The 16,268-nt window shown below is 53.6% G+C and carries 13 protein-coding genes and 1 tRNA gene; 6 read left to right on the top strand and 8 right to left on the bottom strand.

Going from position 1 to position 16,268, the window contains the following annotated elements; all coding sequences use genetic code 11:
- The first annotated feature begins 71 nt into the window (after window positions 1-71).
- Window positions 72-818, top strand: coding sequence for a hypothetical protein (locus CCE92_RS02005; RefSeq protein WP_088005850.1), 747 nt, complete (start codon window positions 72-74; stop codon window positions 816-818).
- 48 nt (window positions 819-866) lie between these two features.
- Here CCE92_RS02005 and CCE92_RS02010 read toward each other — a convergent pair whose 3' ends face one another.
- From CCE92_RS02010 to CCE92_RS02040, 7 genes are all read right to left on the bottom strand, one after another.
- Window positions 867-1,310: a MarR family winged helix-turn-helix transcriptional regulator gene (locus tag CCE92_RS02010; protein ID WP_088005851.1), complete on the bottom strand. Its 444-nt coding sequence runs from the start codon at window positions 1,308-1,310 to the stop codon at window positions 867-869.
- Window positions 1,311-1,360: 50 nt separating this feature from the next.
- The gene (locus CCE92_RS02015; RefSeq protein ID WP_088005852.1) at window positions 1,361-1,849 is read right to left on the bottom strand and encodes a methylated-DNA--[protein]-cysteine S-methyltransferase; all 489 of its coding nucleotides are present in this window, start codon (window positions 1,847-1,849) and stop codon (window positions 1,361-1,363) included.
- Window positions 1,850-1,976: 127 nt separating this feature from the next.
- A complete protein-coding gene (locus CCE92_RS02020; RefSeq protein ID WP_088005853.1) occupies window positions 1,977-3,326 on the bottom strand; it encodes a TrkH family potassium uptake protein in 1,350 nt (449 codons plus the stop codon).
- A gap of 102 nt (window positions 3,327-3,428) precedes the next feature.
- Window positions 3,429-4,505, bottom strand: a complete 1,077-nt coding sequence (locus tag CCE92_RS02025; RefSeq protein WP_088005854.1) for an SDR family oxidoreductase — start codon at window positions 4,503-4,505, stop codon at window positions 3,429-3,431.
- Window positions 4,506-4,594: 89 nt separating this feature from the next.
- The gene (locus CCE92_RS02030) at window positions 4,595-7,654 is read right to left on the bottom strand and encodes an efflux RND transporter permease subunit (RefSeq protein WP_088005855.1); all 3,060 of its coding nucleotides are present in this window, start codon (window positions 7,652-7,654) and stop codon (window positions 4,595-4,597) included.
- A gap of 222 nt (window positions 7,655-7,876) precedes the next feature.
- The gene (locus tag CCE92_RS02035; RefSeq protein ID WP_088005856.1) at window positions 7,877-9,445 is read right to left on the bottom strand and encodes a peptide chain release factor 3; all 1,569 of its coding nucleotides are present in this window, start codon (window positions 9,443-9,445) and stop codon (window positions 7,877-7,879) included.
- Between the two features lie 99 nt (window positions 9,446-9,544).
- Window positions 9,545-11,005 (bottom strand): UDP-N-acetylmuramoyl-L-alanyl-D-glutamate--2,6-diaminopimelate ligase, encoded by a 1,461-nt coding sequence (locus tag CCE92_RS02040; RefSeq protein ID WP_088005857.1) that lies wholly within the window; start codon window positions 11,003-11,005, stop codon window positions 9,545-9,547.
- Between the two features lie 168 nt (window positions 11,006-11,173).
- On the opposite strand from CCE92_RS02040, the gene CCE92_RS02045 reads away from it, so the two are divergent.
- Window positions 11,174-12,766, top strand: coding sequence for an ATP-binding protein (locus CCE92_RS02045; RefSeq protein ID WP_162287791.1), 1,593 nt, complete (start codon window positions 11,174-11,176; stop codon window positions 12,764-12,766).
- 51 nt (window positions 12,767-12,817) lie between these two features.
- Here the strand turns inward: CCE92_RS02045 and CCE92_RS02050 are convergent, their stop codons facing one another.
- Complete coding sequence (locus CCE92_RS02050) at window positions 12,818-14,233, bottom strand: aldehyde dehydrogenase (RefSeq protein WP_088005859.1); 1,416 nt, start codon at window positions 14,231-14,233, stop codon at window positions 12,818-12,820.
- 98 nt (window positions 14,234-14,331) lie between these two features.
- Between CCE92_RS02050 and CCE92_RS16020 the strand changes: the two genes are divergently transcribed.
- From CCE92_RS16020 to CCE92_RS02065, 4 genes are all read left to right on the top strand, one after another.
- Window positions 14,332-14,475 (top strand): hypothetical protein, encoded by a 144-nt coding sequence (locus CCE92_RS16020; RefSeq protein WP_164474934.1) that lies wholly within the window; start codon window positions 14,332-14,334, stop codon window positions 14,473-14,475.
- A gap of 155 nt (window positions 14,476-14,630) precedes the next feature.
- Window positions 14,631-15,341 carry a thermonuclease family protein gene (locus CCE92_RS02055; protein ID WP_241535835.1) on the top strand — a complete coding sequence of 237 codons (711 nt, stop codon included), beginning with the start codon at window positions 14,631-14,633 and terminating at the stop codon, window positions 15,339-15,341.
- Between the two features lie 13 nt (window positions 15,342-15,354).
- On the top strand, window positions 15,355-15,873 hold the full coding sequence (locus CCE92_RS02060; RefSeq protein WP_162287792.1) for a 2'-5' RNA ligase family protein: 519 nt from the start codon (window positions 15,355-15,357) through the stop codon (window positions 15,871-15,873).
- 59 nt (window positions 15,874-15,932) lie between these two features.
- Window positions 15,933-16,005 (top strand) — tRNA-Val (locus tag CCE92_RS02065).
- The last annotated feature ends 263 nt before the right edge of the window (window positions 16,006-16,268 follow it).

Raw genomic sequence — 16,268 nt, forward strand, 5'->3', positions numbered from 1 at the left:
ACCCTCTGCCAGAGAGGAGTGAAACCTGTCATAATGTTCATGCGTCAACTGTTTTAAAGGGAGGGTTACAAATGGATGTTAAATTGAAATTCGCCGCTGTCCTGCTTTCTGCGGGAGCACTCGCTGCTTGCGGAACGGAAGAAGCTGGGCCGGCGGAAGCGGATGTCGCTGAAGAGACCACTGAAGAGACAGAAAGTGTGTCCAGTGATACAGAAGCCGCTGAACCGGAGGAAGCGGCAGAAGAAGAACCGGCTGTTGAAGAAACCGATTCGGCTGAGGAACCGGCTCCTGAGGAAGAGCCTGCGGAAGAACTTGCAGAAGAACCTGCGCAAGCTGCGCCGGGAGAGACTGCCGCTCTCGCCTTCACAATGGGAAGCGGCGCTCAGGAAGCAGAAGCTGTCTATACGGAAAGCCCGGAGCAATCCTACATAATCGCACTGCTGCCGGAGTTTGAACTGACTTCTGAAGAACCGAATAAAGATGTTCTCTATTGGACTGAAAACGATTCCGTCTTCATGCGGATTGAAACGTTCGCTCCAGGTGAAATCGATTTCGCTTTTGCTGCTGATGCCATGGAACAAACGCTGCAGGCGGTGAATCCGGAAGGTGAAATCACTGAGTCTGCCGCCATCGATCCTTCTGCATACGTCAACGCGAAAGCGCTGGAAGTGCCGACCGACAATGGCATGGTCACTGGCGCTGTCTATGAGACTGCGGATTCGATCGTCCGCCTTACCATCTACGATACGGCAGAAGCGAACGCGACTGACGCATTCGTATCCATGGCTGAAACGATCCAAGTCCAGCCTGCTGAATAAACTGCAGACAAAAGGAGCCGCCGGGGAATGTCCCGGCGGCTCCTTTTTTTAATATGATAAGTCTTTGATCGACAAGCCGAGTTTTTTCAGCAGTTCGATCGCTTCATCCTTTTCCTCAGCGGAAAGTGAATCCGTCAGTTCATGGAGATGCTGTTCATGCTCCGGAAAAAGACTCGCCATCAGTGCCTTGCCTTCCTCAGTGATTTCTGCATAAGTGACCCTGCGGTCAGTCGGACAGTTCACCCGCTCCAAATAACCCCGTTTCTCAAGCTTATCGATGACATAAGTAATCGAACCGCTTGCCAGCAGGATTTTCCCTCCGATTTTCTGAAGAGGCTGTTTGCCTTTATGGTACAGCAGTTCAAGAACCGCGAACTCGGTCGGATTCAGCCCGTTCGACTGGAAGAATTGGTTTGTTTTCTCTGTAATGGCCTTATGGGCTCTGGACAGGACAATAAAGAGCTTCAGTGACTGCTTGATTTCTTCATTCATTCGATTCACTCGTTTCAGCTGAATTCATTCCTCAATTATAGCGGGACATTTCAGGACTTGTCAAAAATAGGAGGAGCTATCACCTTTTCATGGACGAGCAGCCCCTCTTTCAGCGAAACTTTGTTTCCTGCATAGCCGACCAGCTTTTTGTCTTTTCCGATCACCCGGTGACAGGGGATGATGATCCCGATCGGGTTCCGGCGGTTCGCCTGCCCGACAGCCCGCATCGCTTTCGGATTGCCGATCCGTTCAGCCAGTTCCTGGTAGCTGATGGCCTGCCCGAACGGAATCCGCTGCAGTTCCTGCCATACCCTCTCCTGAAAATCGGTCCCTTTCACGCTGAGCGGCAGTTCGAACTGCTCCCGGGTTCCCGAAAAGTATTCCTCCAGCTGCTGTTTCGCCTTGTCCATCACGGCTCTTTCTTCTGGTGTTCCCTCTCCTGAGAAGACCGGTTCGCCAAAATCAACTTGCGTGACCGCACCATCCTCCACACGGATTACAACCGGTTCGATCGGAGTCTCTACTGTTTCTGTCAGCATAAGGCACGCTCCATTCCTGGTTCTTTTCTTTATTGTACCCGTCACCGCGCGAAGAGGGAACAAAAGAATCCCCAAGATGTGCAGGCTGCTCACCCTGGGGATTCCATTTGAATCGGTCAAGCGGTACTCAGCCGATGATGACACGTTCTTTCGGATAATGGAAGTTCGTTGGATCCGATTTTCCGCCAAGCGAGAAGATGAATGAAATCAGCCCGACCCGGCCGATGAACATCAGCGCCATGATGACGAACTTGCCGGGTGTCGAAAGTTCATCCGTCAGGCCGATCGACATTCCGCACGTCCCGAATGCGGACGAAACTTCGAAGAGGATCGCAACGATTTCCGCTTCCGGTTCCGTGATGAGCAGGATGACGATCGAGCCGAGAAGCAGGAATCCCGACAGAATGATCACGGCGAACGCCCGGAAAACATCCACGAGATACACTTCCCGGTTAAACACTTTAATGTTGTTTTTGCCCCTCGCAAAGTTAATCAAGAATAGGATTGCAATGGCAAATGTGGTGGTCCGGATGCCGCCCCCCACCGAACTCGGGGACGCGCCGATGAACATGAGTGCACTCATGAATACATTAGTCGCTTCGCTGAACAGGCTGACATCTATGGTCGTGAGGCCGCCGGATCGGGATGAGACCGACTGGAACAGTGCAGCAAAGAACATTTCGTGCCAGGCCATGTTCCTGAACGAGTTCCCCGCTTCGAGCAGCAGAATTCCCGCGGTGCCGGCCACGAGCAGGATTCCGAATGTAGCAGTCGTGATTTTTGTGAACAGCGAAAACCGGAACAGCCGGTCCGAACTGGACAGGAATGCCTTTACTTCGATCAGGACGGGAAACCCGATCGCCCCGAGGATGATCAGCATAATGACGATGATCTGGACGAAATAATCATTAAAGTACGGCAGCAGGGAAGCTCCGGTGATATCGAAGCCGCCGTTCGTCGTCGCCGAAATGGAAGTGAACGTCCCGTGGAGGAGCGCCTCCCCGAATGAATCGTAAAACTGAGTGAAATAAAGTGTCAGGATAATCGCTCCCGCAGTTTCGATCAGCAGCATGATCTGGATGATTTCCCGGATAAGGTTGACGGCGCCGGAAATCTGGGTCTGGTTATGGTCGATCATGATAAGCTGACGCTCACGGAGACCGATACGCTTCCCGAGCAGAAGCCAGAAAAACGTCCCGATCGACATGATGCCGATGCCGCCTAGCTGCATGATGAACATTAAAATGATCAGTCCGGCTACATTGTACGTTTCAATTACCGTTAAAACGGAAAGGCCCGTCACACTCACTGCGCTTACCGCTGTAAAGAGGCTGTCGATCAACGGCACATCCACCCCTTCCTCGTGGATCCCTGGGATGAGCAAGAGAAGGAAAGAAAGAGCGATGGCCGCAAAATAATACGTAGCAATCAGTTGGGCAGGAGCTAAATTTTTTATTCTCCAGAGCAGTGTATTCATCAAAAAACCCTTTCGGCCTTAATATCTCCCCTCATTCTATGGAATCCGGGCAAAAAAAGAAAGGGGACTCTCCCCCTTTCCGGCAAAAACTTCGGGCGTTCATCAAGTGATCGGAATGTGTTTTGAATCATCCGCCTTGTTCGCTTCATAGAAACTGATCATGGCCGGCATCGTCCGGATGAAGTCGGGACAGCTGATGCCGCTCCCGGCCAGAAGCTTCCCGGCATTGGATGTATCGAATTCCGCTGGCCAGTCGAAGTAATCGAGCGTCTCTTTTTCCACTTTCAGCAGTTGCCTTACCGGCCGGAGATTCATGCCAGCCTGTGCGAATTTTTTCGGAATCCGCCCTTTCGGCGGTCTGCCGGTCATGCCCATTACCATCGCCCGGTAAACTTCCTCGATCGGATGCGGAGCCGGGTCCGTCAGATGGACCGTCTCCCCTTCCGCTTCCGGCAGTCTGCTCAAATAAACCGATGCATCCAGTATGTAATCCACCGGCACGACATTCAGGAATTCCGCTGACCGCCCGATGTACGGGATGGCCGGCAGCTGACGGAGCCGGTCGATCATATTGAGGAAAAAGTACGGTCCGTCGAATTTGATCGTTTCCCCGGTCACCGAGTGTCCGCGTACGATTCCCGGGCGGATGATGGTGACAGGAAGTTCGTCTTTCAGCGAATCGACAAGGAGCTCTGCTTCGAATTTCGTTTCTTCGTAATGATTCTTGAAACTCTCCGGCCGGATCAGCTCATGCTCGTACAGGCGGCCCTCCCGCCTTCCCGCGACGTAAGCGGTACTGAAATACATATAGCGCTCAAGCTTCGGCAATTGCTTTAAGAACTCATTCACTTTCCCGGTCCCTTCGACATTGACCTTCCAGGCGATATCCCGAGGTACAGCCAAATCGTAAACCGCAGCCAGATGCCAGAACACCACTTCGTTCCTTGCCATCCTTTTCTTTGCGTCTTCGCTGACGGCAAGCCCCGGTTCTGTAATATCCCCTTCAATCAGCCTCACTTGGACGCCCGTTTCCTGAAGGATCGCTTCCGCTTCGCGCTGCGCTTTCTCCCATTCTTTCTTCAGCACGATCGCCGACAAGTCTGTTTCCTGCTCCGCCACCCGGCGCATCAGCCGACTGGCAATAAACCCTGGAAATCCGGTGAAAACAATTTCCTTCAATTTACATCCCTCCTTTCTTTAATTGTATCGGAAATTCTGAAAACCGGCACAAAAAAGCCATGGACCTTCCGGGGCCCATGGCTTAATGGTTATTTTTTCTTACGGCGCCTCGTCTCTTTATCAAACAGGCTGTAGACGACAGGAACGACGTAAAGCGTCAGGAACGTGGAACTGATCATGCCGCCGATCACAGTGATGCCCATCGGCTGATTGATCTCTGTCCCTTCGCCGATACCGAGTGCCAGCGGCAGCAGGCCGAGAATGGTCGTCAGGGCCGTCATCAATATCGGACGGAGCCGGTCGCGGACGGAGAGGATGATGGCATCGTGGGATCCGACTCCCGCAGCTTTCCGCTGGTTGATGTAGTCGACAAGCACAATCCCATTATTCACCACAATCCCAACCAGGACGAGCAGACCGATGACCGCCGTGATGCTGATGGGTGTATCTGTTGCCACAAGCGCGATGGACATGCCGATCACCATGAGCGGTACGGTGAACATGATGACGAACGGGTACTTGAACGATTCGAACTGTGCCGCCATCACGATGTAGACAAGCACGACCGCCATGGCGACGGCCAGGATCATGTCATCCATCGAATCCATCAGCAGTTCCCGGTCGCCGCCGAAGGAGATGTCCGTCTGGTTGCTCAGCCCGAGGTCCGCGATTTCGGCATCCACCCGCTCCGACATCTCGCCGAGGGTGACATCCGATTCATAGCGGAGTGTGAATGAGACGCTCCGGGCCTGATTCGTCCTGCTGATACTCACAGGGCCTTCCGTCACTTCGATGTCGGCCAATTCCTCCAATGCCACGAATGTGCCGGACGGCGTCCTGAGCTGCAGGTCCCGCAGCTGTTCGACACTGTCCCGGAACTGTTCTGAGTAGCGCACATAGACGCTGTACACTTCGTCTTCTTCCGTCACGATCTGCGTCGCCAGCGCCCCTCGGGTGATATTGTTCACTGTCTGTGCAATCTGGACGGGTGCGAGGCCATATTCCGCAGCCATTTCCCGGTCAACTGTCACTTGGACTTCCTCCACCGTCTCTTCCAGGTCGGTCGTCAGTTCAGTCACATTCGGGAGGGTCACCAGCGTTTCGCTGATCGCATCCACTGCTTCTTCCAGTCGCTGGCCATCTGTATCGGTGACAGTGAAGGACAGGGTATTCGGCGCAGAGCCGGCTGCTGTCTGGAGGTTGAAATTCACTTCCGCCCGGTCGCCGACAGCTTCAGTCACTTCAGGCTGCACGTCGTCCACGAACTGGAATATCGAGCGGTCACGCTGTTCCAGCGGAACTAGTTTTACGTAGACTTCCGCCTGATTCGTGACTGGCGCTCCCCTGGAGAGGCTTTCCTGCGTTCCGCCGATGAGACTGACATAGACGTCCACATCCTCTTCATCTGCTAAGGTGTCCTCGATGTCCTGCACCACTTCTTCTGTCGCTTCGACGGAAGCTCCGGGATCGAGTTCCGCACTGATGCTGACAAATCCTTCATCCGTCGCCGGCAGGAATTCCGCACCGACACGTGTCAGTCCCCAAATCCCTGCTCCGAGCAGGACAAGGGCCGACAGCAGGACAAGGGCCCGGTGCCGGAGCGCCCAGACAACGGAGCCGGCGAATCCAGTCATATACCGCGAACGCTGCCGCTTTTCCTCAACGCTCGAATCATGCGGCTTCAGCATTTTCGACGCCAGCATCGGAATGACAGTCAGTGCAACAGCGAGTGATGCGAACAGACTGAAAGAGATCGTCAAGGCGAACTCCGTAAAAATCTGGCCGATCAGACCGGAAATGAAGATGACCGGCACGAATACGGCGACGGTCGTGAGGGTCGATGCCGTAATGGCCCCTGCCACTTCCTTCGCTCCGTCAGCCGCGGCCTTCCTCGGCGTTTTTTCCATGCCGAGGTGGCGTTCGATATTCTCGATCACCACGATCGCATTATCGACAAGCATCCCGATGCCGAGTGCCAGTGCACCGAGTGTCATAATATTCAGCGCGAAATCGGCGAAATACATCAGGACGAATGTAACGATCACCGAATAAGGAATGGCCACACCGATGATGATCGGACTTTTGATTCCCCGGAGAAATAAAAACAGGACGAGCATCGCGAAGATTCCGCCATACAGCAGCGTCTGCGCAATGTTATCGATCGCCCGCTGGACATAGTCGCCCTGATCGAACAGGATATCCGCCTCCACATCACTGAAGCGGTCCTGTTCCAGAAGCTCGTCCAGCCGTTCCTGGAAAGCGGTAGATACTTGCGCAGTATTCGCCCCCGATTCCTGCAGGACGCTCAGCAGGACAGCCGGTTCTTCGTTCGCCCGGGTCTCCGTGACAGTATCCTGTTCACCCAGTTCAACATCCGCCACATCTTGCAGCAGGACATTCTCGCCCGTCAGCGGATCCACCGTAACGATCAAGTTCCGGATTTCCTCCACAGAAGTCAGTGTACTGACAATCCGTGTCGCCAATTGCCGGCCGTCTTCCGTTTGGATCGGTTCGCCCGGCAGTGAAACGTTGTTCGCCTGCAGCACCTGGACGATATCCGACTGCTGCAGTCCGTATTCTTCCAAGACTTCCGGATCCAGTTCGACTTGCACTTCTTCGATAAGGGATCCGGTCACATTGACACTCGCCACCCCTTCAGTCTGCCGGAGTTCAGTCTCCAGTTCTTCCGCCAGCACGCGGACGTCCGTTTCTGCATCAGTTGCCCGAAGCGAGAGCTGGATGATCGGAAACTGGGCCGGATCGAACTTCAGAAACTGAGGTTCGGCGGCATCTTCCGGCAGCGGGGTCTGATCGATCCGCTGCAGCACATCCGATTGGACTTCGTCGATGTCCGTGGACCAGCCGAATTCCAAAAGGATGAAATTCGCCCCTTCCTGGGAAGTCGATTGGATAGTCTGAATGCCGGGCAGTGTCGCAAGACTCGCTTCAAGCGGTTCTGTCACCTGCTCGCCGACTTCGGTCGGGCTCGCACCAGGATAATTTGTCACCACCACACCGATCGGCGGATTCAATTCAGGAATAAGTGTCACAGGGATGCGTGTGAATGAAACAGCTCCTAAAATCAGAACCAAAAACATCACAACTGTCGTAAAGACAGGCCGTTTAATTGAAAATTCACTCAGTTTCATGGTAAATGTTCCTCTCCTGCCGAAAACCCGGCTGCATACTGTTAATCATATGGAATCATCCAGAAGAGTTCAAATAGGGGGCAAAAAACCTGACGCTTCCCATCGGTGCCGGTGTCACAATTTGTTCAAACAGCACCCCTGGTTGTATCAGCAGCGTACTTTCAGCGGTCCTTCATGAAATAATGCCGCAACAAAAAAATCCGCCCGAAGGCGGATTTTTAGCTACAGCAGGCTGTACAGCCTGATGTCCGGATTTTTGTCTTGGAACCAGCGGGCGGCAAAATCATTTTCGAACAGGAAAACGAGATTGTCATGCCGGTCTTTGACCAGCATGGAACGCGGTGTGGACATCGATTCTTTGACATCTCCTTCGTTTTCGATCCAGCGGGCAATTTTCGATCCGATCGGCTCCATGCGGACTTCCACATTGTATTCGTTCTTCATCCGATGTTCGAACACCTCGAACTGGAGCTGACCGACCGCCCCCAATATCACTTCTTCCAAGTGCAGGGTCTTGTAATACTGGATGGCCCCTTCCTGGACAAGCTGCAAAATCCCTTTATGGAAATGCTTCGATTTCATCACGTTCTTGGCTGTCACTTTCATGAACAGTTCCGGAGTGAACTGCGGCAGGGCTTCATAATTCAAGTGTTTTCCTGTCGTCACGGTATCACCGATCTGATAATTTCCGACGTCATACAGACCGATGATGTCCCCTGCCACCGCTTCCGCCACCGTTTCGCGATCATCCGCCAGAAACTGGGTCGACTGGGCGACTTTGAACGACTTGCCGGTCCGCGCGAGTGTCACATTCATGCCGCGCTCGAACTTTCCGGTGACAATACGGAGGAAAGCGATCCGATCCCGGTGTGCCGGATTCATATTCGCCTGAATCTTAAAGACGAAACCTGAAAACGGGTCACCGGCCGGGTCAGCCAGTTCCTCTTCCTGCGTCTTTCTCCCCTGCGGAGCCGGTGCGAACTGCAAATATGTCTCCAGGAACGTCTCGACGCCGAAATTGGCAAGCGCGCTTCCGAAAAAGACCGGTGTCAGTTCACCTTTCGCCACCCGATCCGCTGAAAAAGCATTCCCTGCTTCATTCAGCAATTCGATGTCTTCCAGCGCCTGTTCATAATAGGACGTCTCTTTCATCGGATGGTCGCCCGCGAGCCGGCCTTCCTCATCCAGCTCCAGGAACCGGCCGGTCTCTGAACGGAATGGCTCAATACGGTGATGGTAACGGTCGTAAATCCCGAGGAATTCCTTCCCCATGCCGATCGGCCAGTTCATCGCATAGGAGTCGATACCGAGGACTTCCTCCAGTTCCTCCATCAGTTCGAGCGGTTCTTTCCCTTGACGGTCCATTTTGTTGATAAATGTAAAAATCGGAATCCCGCGCATCCGGCAGACTTTGAACAACTTGATCGTCTGCGCCTCGATTCCTTTCGCCACGTCGATGATCATGACCGCCGAATCCACCGCCATGAGGGTTCTGTACGTATCCTCACTGAAGTCCTGGTGACCGGGTGTATCCAGGATGTTCACCCGTTTGCCGTCATAATCGAACTGCATGACCGATGAAGTGACGGATATCCCCCGCTGTTTCTCGATCTCCATCCAGTCGGATGTCGCGAATTTCCCTGTTTTCTTCGCCTTTACGGTCCCGGCGTCCCGGATGGCGCCGCCGAACAGGAGTAATTTTTCTGTAAGTGTCGTTTTACCGGCATCCGGATGCGAAATGATTGCAAATGTCCTTCTTCTGCCGATTTCTTGTTTTAATTGTTCTGCCATATCGTCTTGCTCTCCTTTTTTCTGCCTTCCCCATCTTAGTTCCGCCGGACCCCTCCGTCAAGCTGAAAAGCCGCTTCCCGGCAAGGGAGCAGCTCTCCATCAGCTGAACTTCTTTTTCGCTTCTTCCAGCGCGATTTCTTTGTCGCTGTGCGGCTGCTTTTCCGTACCGATGATCTGGTAGTCTTCGTGGCCTTTTCCGGCAAGGACGATAATGTCCCCTGCCTCCGCCTGCCGCACGGCATGGCGCACCGCTTCCTCGCGGTCACCGATACAGGCGTAATTGCTGTGCTTCATGCCGGTCTCAAGTCCTTGCAGAATACTGCTGTAAGCTTCATGGCGCGGATCATCCGTCGTCAGCACAACATAATCGGCGACCGACGCTTTTTCCGCCATTACCGGCCGCTTCGTCACATCCCGGTTGCCACCGGTGCCGATCAGGAAAATAACCCGGTTTTTTTTGAATTGGCTGACCGACTGCAGCGTTTTCTCAATCGCGTCCGGCGTATGTGCATAATCGATGAAAATCGATATCGGCGCGTCAAGTTCTACCCGCTCCAGCCGGCCGTTCACCGGCGGGATGGCTGCAAGCGCCTCGACCAGCCGCTCAATCGGGAATCCTTCCGCCCACAGCGCCGTCACAGCGGCGAGCGCATTGGAGACATTGAAACCGCCAAGAAGGCTCATCGAGGCCTCATACTCGCCATCGGGGCAGACGAGCCGGAAAGCCGTCCCTGAAGGGGTCATCCGGATATCCTTCGCCATGAACTGAGCCGGATTGTCGATTCCATACATAAACACCGGATGAGGAGTCATTGATGCATACCGGCCGGACCAAGGGTCGTCCGCGTTCAGGACCGCCCGTTTCCGCTCCTTTAGATTCTGCCCCATCTGGGCGAACAGCAGCCCTTTCGCCTGTCCGTATTCGTCCATCGTTCCATGGAAATCTAAATGATCATGCGTCAGGTTAGTGAAAATGGCCGTATCGAATTCGACTCCCGCCAGCCTGCCGAGCACCAGCCCGTGCGAAGACACTTCCATGGTCATATGACTGCACGCCGCATCGGCTGCCTGCCTGATCATCCGCTGTGTCGTCAGCGAATCATTAGTTGTGTTCGCAGATTCATGTAAGATGCCATTCAGGTTGAAACCGATCGTCCCGCTCAATGCGGACTGCTCCTGAAGTTCCATCAATATGCCATGAATCATGCCGGCGACACTCGTCTTCCCATTCGTCCCCGTGACACCGATCATGGTCAATTCCTGGGACGGGAAGCGGTAAAACCTCGCGCCCAGAATACCCATCGCCCGCACTGTGCTGTCAGTCTGAATGACTGCGGCATTTGTGGTCCTGACCGGCCGTTCCGCCACAATCACTGCGGCACCGTTCCGTTCAGCCGCCCCTGCAAAATCATGACCGTCGACGGTAAAGCCCTTTATGCAAATAAACAAGGACCCCGGTTTCACATCCCGGGAATCCATCGTGATGTGTTCCACGCGGGAAGGAAGGCTCCCAAAGATGAGCCGGTGGGGCAGACCTGCCAGTAATTCCATTAGTTCCATGTTACATCCTCCTAAGTAAATGACGCAGGACCGGTGAGCTGTCCCGGCAGGTATCTGTTCCCCGCCTATTATGCCGTTGCATCCATACCTCCCTTATCATATCAAAATACATGATGTTCCGACACTCTCAGTGTAGTAAGATGAGGTAAAATGACTTCGAGGTGTACCATGGATCCAACTATCACCCTCAAAAAATGGAATCGGCTCCTTTTGCCCGCCTGGTGGTTTCTGCTGTTCCTGTATATAGCGTTCGCACTTCTCACCCCTTTACCCCTTGAGCGGTCGGCGGCAGCTGCCGGAATCATTAGCGGACTGGCTGGCCTGGCAGCCGCCCGATTCGGGATGCCGGAGCGCGCAATCCAATTCGGGCTTCTTCTGTCGCTGAATCTATGGATCTTCCTGGCAGTGTCCGATTCTCTTTATCCGATTTCGTTCGCTTTTCTGATCATCCCGATTCTGGCGGCAGCTTTTTATGTCGATCCCGCACCGGTTCTGGCAGTCACCATCGTCACATTGCCGGAACTGATGTTTTCCGCCCGATTCAGCCCTGTCAGCGGAAGTCTCGCGGATTACCCCGCGCTTGGTCCTGCTGTCCTGCTCCTGATTGTGCTTGCGTCGATCATTTCACTGATCCATGCCTCTTCCTATCAAAAGATTTGGCGGGAAATCGAAGAAAAAAACCGATCGATGGAAAATGCACTTCTGTCAAGAGAAGGCTACCTTCAGCTGTTTTTTGGAAATGCGAAAGATGCGATCGCGGTATTTGACTTGGATGACCGGGTGATTGACATCAATCCGTCATTTGAAGAACTGTATGGCTGGTCGCGTGACGAAGCGATCGGCCGGATCCTGCCGATCGTTCCGCCTGAGAACCGGGGAGCCGCCAGCATCCGTCTCAAAAACTTGTACGAAGGGAAAAGCTATTCCCTTCTGGAGACCACCGACATGCGGAAGGATGGTTCCCGGTTCCCCGCAGAACTGACACTCTCCCCCATTTTCGATGCGGAAGGACGTGTCATCGCGACTTCGGCTATTTCGAGGGACATTTCCTACCGGAAAGAGACCGAAAACTTGATCGTACAGTCCGAAAAATTGAAACTCGCCGGTGAAATGGCGGCGGGCGTCGCACACGAAGTCCGGAACCCGCTGACCGTCATCTCGGGATTCGTGCAAATGATGCACCATGATGCCGACCATCCTTATCAGTCGTTCACCAAGCTGATCCTTTCTGAAATCGAACGGATCAATCTCATCATCAGTGAATTTCTCATCCTCGCCAAACCGCAAGCAGCGCAATTCAGGGAGGTCAGCCTCCGCGAAACCTTACAGGAAGTATTTCTCCTGTACGGTCCGGAGTTCAATATGCAGGGAATTATTTTCCACGAAACGTGGCGGCATTCAGATTATGTGGTGAACGGGGAAAAGAACCAGCTGAAGCAAGTGTTCATCAACTTGATCCGGAATGCGATCGAGGCGGTCGGCCACGAAGGGAAAATCTCGCTGCTTGTGGAAGAGCGCGAAGAAGGGCTGGTAGCTGTCCGGCTTCGTGATAACGGGGAAGGCATTCCCGACGATGTCCTGAAAAAAATCTTCGAGCCCTTTTACACAACAAAGGCTTCCGGCACCGGCCTCGGACTCATCATCTCCCAGCGAATCGTCCAAGACCATGGCGGCTCGCTTGCGATCCGCAGTAAAGAAAGAAAAGGCACGGAAGTCACAGTCCTTCTTCCGATCACCTCAAAACAGGCCGCTCAACTGTGAGCGGCCTGTTTTTCATGGAAAATATGAGATTACGGCACGGTTTGCATTCCGTCAGCGGAGCACTTTTTTTACAAGCTTCACTTTTTTCCCGTATGGCGGAAATAAAAAGTTCACCGGCAGTTTCGTCGACTTCTTCATGATCGACTTTGCGTGGGTAAACGCTTCGAAACTTGTCCGGCCGTGGTAAGCACTGAGCCCGGATGGACCGACGCCGCCGAACGGCAGGTAGGTGTTGCCGACATGCGAAACGGTATCATTGATGCAGCCGCCTCCGAACGGAAGCTGTTCCAAAAAGAATTGCTGCGCCCGTTCCGTCTCCGAGAAGAAGTAAGCCGCAAGCGGCTTGGGGAGCTGGCGGATCCGGGCGATGAGCGCCGGCAGGTCCTGATACGTCAACACCGGAAGGATGGGTCCGAAAATTTCATCTTCCATCGAAGGGCTGTCCCAATCCACACCGTCCAGGATGACAGGCTCCATATAACGCGTGGAGCGGTCCATCCTGCCGCCGTACACAATGTGATCCGCCTCGGACCGGATGATTTTTTCAAGCCGGTCAAAATGACGTTCGTTCACGATCCGGCCATAGTCAGGGCTGTCCGCCGCATTCTTCCCGTAAAAGGATTTGATGGTTTCGATCATCTTTCCCATAAATTCGGCTTTCACCGATTCATGCACGCAGACATAGTCCGGGGCGACGCACGTCTGGCCGGTATTCATCAGTTTCCCCCAAACGATTCGTTTAGCTGCCGCATCCAGATCGGCGGTGTGATCGACGATGGCCGGGCTTTTACCGCCCAGTTCCAGCGTCAGCGGCGTAAGCCGTTCGGCAGCCGCTTTCATGACGACCTTCCCGACCTGGACACTTCCGGTAAAGAAAATGTAATCGAATGGAGCATGGATAAGCGCCGTCACTTCATCTTTCGACCCCTCCACTACCCTGATGTAGTAAGGCGGGAACGCATCTTCGATCACTTTCCTTACCGCTGACGCCACGTGGGGCGTCGTTTCCGACGGCTTGACGACGGCGCAGTTCCCGCCGGCGATCGCTCCGAGCAGCGGTTCGATGACAAGCTGGAACGGATAATTGAATGGACCGATCACCAGCACCGACCCATAGGGTTCACGGATGACGAAGCTTTTTGCGGGCTGGAGATGAAGCGGTGTTTTGGCGCTTTCCGGCTCCATCCATTCTTCCACGTTCTTTTCCATGTAACCGATTGAATCCAGGATGAACCCGACTTCCGTTGCATAAGCCTCGAATTCACTTTTCCCCAGATCCTTGGCGAGCGCTTCCGTAATCAATTTTTCATTCTCCAGGATCGACCGCTTCAGGTTCGCGAACTGCTGTTTCCGGAAATCCGCTGAACGGGTAGCCCCGGTATAGAAATAATTCCGCTGTTCCTCAATGATCATCCGTACAGTTTCATCAGTCACTTGCATGCTGTCCCCTCCTTCAGTTCCTTCCATTGTAGCGGGAATCATCTGACAATACAAAACGCCGGGGTTTATTCGGCCATCGGGATGGGGTATAGAGCAGTAAGCACCCAATAAAGGAGGACATCATGATGAATCATTCAGAAAATTGGTGGGAAACTGTATTTGAAGGAACGCTGGAAGTGGGAATCAATAAAGAGAAACTGACGGATATCGAAGAAGAATCCTTTTTGTATTTCAATGCGGAGAGTCCGATGCAGGAGCAGCAGCTTTAAGTGAAGGAATCCACAGCAACTTGTCAACCGGCTACATAAAAACGCCTTTTCCGGCAGAAGAATTCGGAAAAGGCGTTTTGCGTTTTCCACCGCTTTCAAAGTCTTGCCTTACCGGCTCGCCGGGACTTCTGTTCCATGATAAACTGGACTTGGTGATGAATATGAAACGGATCTGTTTGGCTGTCCTCCTGCTAATCCTGTCCGGGTGCGCCTCCGAGCCGCCCGCTGCCGGCAGTGCGCGCGTCCCGGTCGAACTCCTTTCTGTCACAGACGGGGATACGATCGATGTGATTCTGGAAGGAGAGCGGGAGACCATCCGCTATTTGCTGATCGACACCCCGGAACTCCGTCACCCCGAATCCGGGCAGCAGCCGCTAAGCCAGGAGGCGGCGGAAGCGAACCGCCGCATGCTTGAAACGGCTGAACTGGAAATCGAGTTCGACGAAGGAGAACGCACGGATGACTACGGCCGCCTTCTCGCATACGTCTATGCCGACGGGAAAAATGTCCAGGAAGAGCTGCTCCGCCAAGGATTGGCGCGTGTGGCGTATGTTTTTCCGCCGAGCACACGTTATCTTGAAGCATTCGAACAGGCGGAAACGGCGGCGCGTGAAGCCGGAAGAGGGATTTGGCGATACAGCGATTATGCGACAGAGCGGGGATTCGATGTTTCGGCAGTTAAAGAAGAAAGTGCCGGGGAGACCCTTCACGAAAGCGGCTGCACGATAAAAGGGAACATTAACCGGGACGGGGAAAAGATTTACCACTGGCCCGGAAGCCTGCATTACGAAAAGACAGTTCCCGAAGTCTGGTTCTGCTCAGAAGCGGAAGCTGCGGAAAACGGATTCCGCAAATCGGGACAGTGACGGAGGAATGGAAATGCAAGTACTGGTATTGCGGCTTGATTATAAATCATCCGCTGTCATCGAACGGCTGCAGCAGCAGGCGGCGCTGACAGCTCACTCTGAACGCCTCAAAGCGCCGCCGCATCTGTCGCTCCAGGCGTTCAGGCAGGCGGACCCTGCAGCGCTGAAACCGGCGGTACAGAACAGCATCGGCCAATTGAAGGAGTTCGGTCTGGTGTTCGGTTCACTCGGCTTCTTCAAGCAGAGCGGCACGATTTTCGCGTCGCCCGGTGTGTCGAAACCATTGACCGACCTGCACCTTTCCCTCCATTTGGGGACCCGGGAATTCGGCGGACAGAATGAACTGTACCTCCCGGATAACTGGGTACCTCACGCTACGATCTCCACCAATATCGCTCCACCGATATGGGGCCCGCTGTTCGCCCGCCTGGCCATGGAGTTCGAGCCGTTCAGCGCGAAAGTCGCAGCGGTCGAATGCTGGACAGTTGCCGGTGGCCGGATCAGCACGGATTGGAGCCTTTTTCTAAATTAAAAAAGAGTGTTGACATTTCTGCAAGACAGGATATATAATAAATCTTGTCTTAAAGAAACGATTCCTTAGCTCAGCTGGGAGAGCGCTACCTTGACAGGGTAGAGGTCGCTGGTTCGAACCCAGTAGGAATCATCAATGAAATATCGTTCAAAACATTGATGTATCAGTGTTTTGAGACAAAGGAAACCGGGAGTGCTTGGGCACATTCCGGTCCTTTTTTTATGTCTGTATCATGCCATGTGCCGAAAGTGTGCCTATTTCTAAAATGAACGCAAAAACCCTCTACCTTAAATGGCAGAGGGTCTTACTCATTTTCGCTTTTTCAGTTCATCCATTTTCGCCTTCATGCGCTGCTCGACTTTCATCGTCTCATAATAAAGCGGCTCTAGGAAAGC

Origin of the sequence: Indiicoccus explosivorum, from assembly GCF_002167005.1 — a bacterium.
Taxonomy (GTDB): Bacteria; Bacillota; Bacilli; order Bacillales_A; family Planococcaceae; genus Indiicoccus; species Indiicoccus explosivorum.

Bases quoted from the DNA above. Each gene is read 5' to 3' on its own strand.
- CCE92_RS02005 (WP_088005850.1), top strand. From the start codon at position 72: ATGGATGTTAAATTGAAATTCGCCGCTGTCCTGCTTTCTGCGGGAGCA.
- CCE92_RS02035 (WP_088005856.1), bottom strand. From the start codon at position 9,445: ATGGCAGAACAATTAAAACAAGAAATCGGCAGAAGAAGGACATTTGCA.
- CCE92_RS02015 (WP_088005852.1), bottom strand. From the start codon at position 1,849: ATGCTGACAGAAACAGTAGAGACTCCGATCGAACCGGTTGTAATCCGT.
- CCE92_RS02050 (WP_088005859.1), bottom strand. From the start codon at position 14,233: ATGGAAGGAACTGAAGGAGGGGACAGCATGCAAGTGACTGATGAAACT.
- CCE92_RS02055 (WP_241535835.1), top strand. From the start codon at position 14,631: ATGAATATGAAACGGATCTGTTTGGCTGTCCTCCTGCTAATCCTGTCC.
- CCE92_RS02045 (WP_162287791.1), top strand. From the start codon at position 11,174: ATGGATCCAACTATCACCCTCAAAAAATGGAATCGGCTCCTTTTGCCC.
- CCE92_RS02020 (WP_088005853.1), bottom strand. From the start codon at position 3,326: ATGAATACACTGCTCTGGAGAATAAAAAATTTAGCTCCTGCCCAACTG.
- CCE92_RS02040 (WP_088005857.1), bottom strand. From the start codon at position 11,005: ATGGAACTAATGGAATTACTGGCAGGTCTGCCCCACCGGCTCATCTTT.
- CCE92_RS02010 (WP_088005851.1), bottom strand. From the start codon at position 1,310: ATGAATGAAGAAATCAAGCAGTCACTGAAGCTCTTTATTGTCCTGTCC.
- CCE92_RS16020 (WP_164474934.1), top strand. From the start codon at position 14,332: ATGAATCATTCAGAAAATTGGTGGGAAACTGTATTTGAAGGAACGCTG.
- CCE92_RS02030 (WP_088005855.1), bottom strand. From the start codon at position 7,654: ATGAAACTGAGTGAATTTTCAATTAAACGGCCTGTCTTTACGACAGTT.
- CCE92_RS02060 (WP_162287792.1), top strand. From the start codon at position 15,355: ATGCAAGTACTGGTATTGCGGCTTGATTATAAATCATCCGCTGTCATC.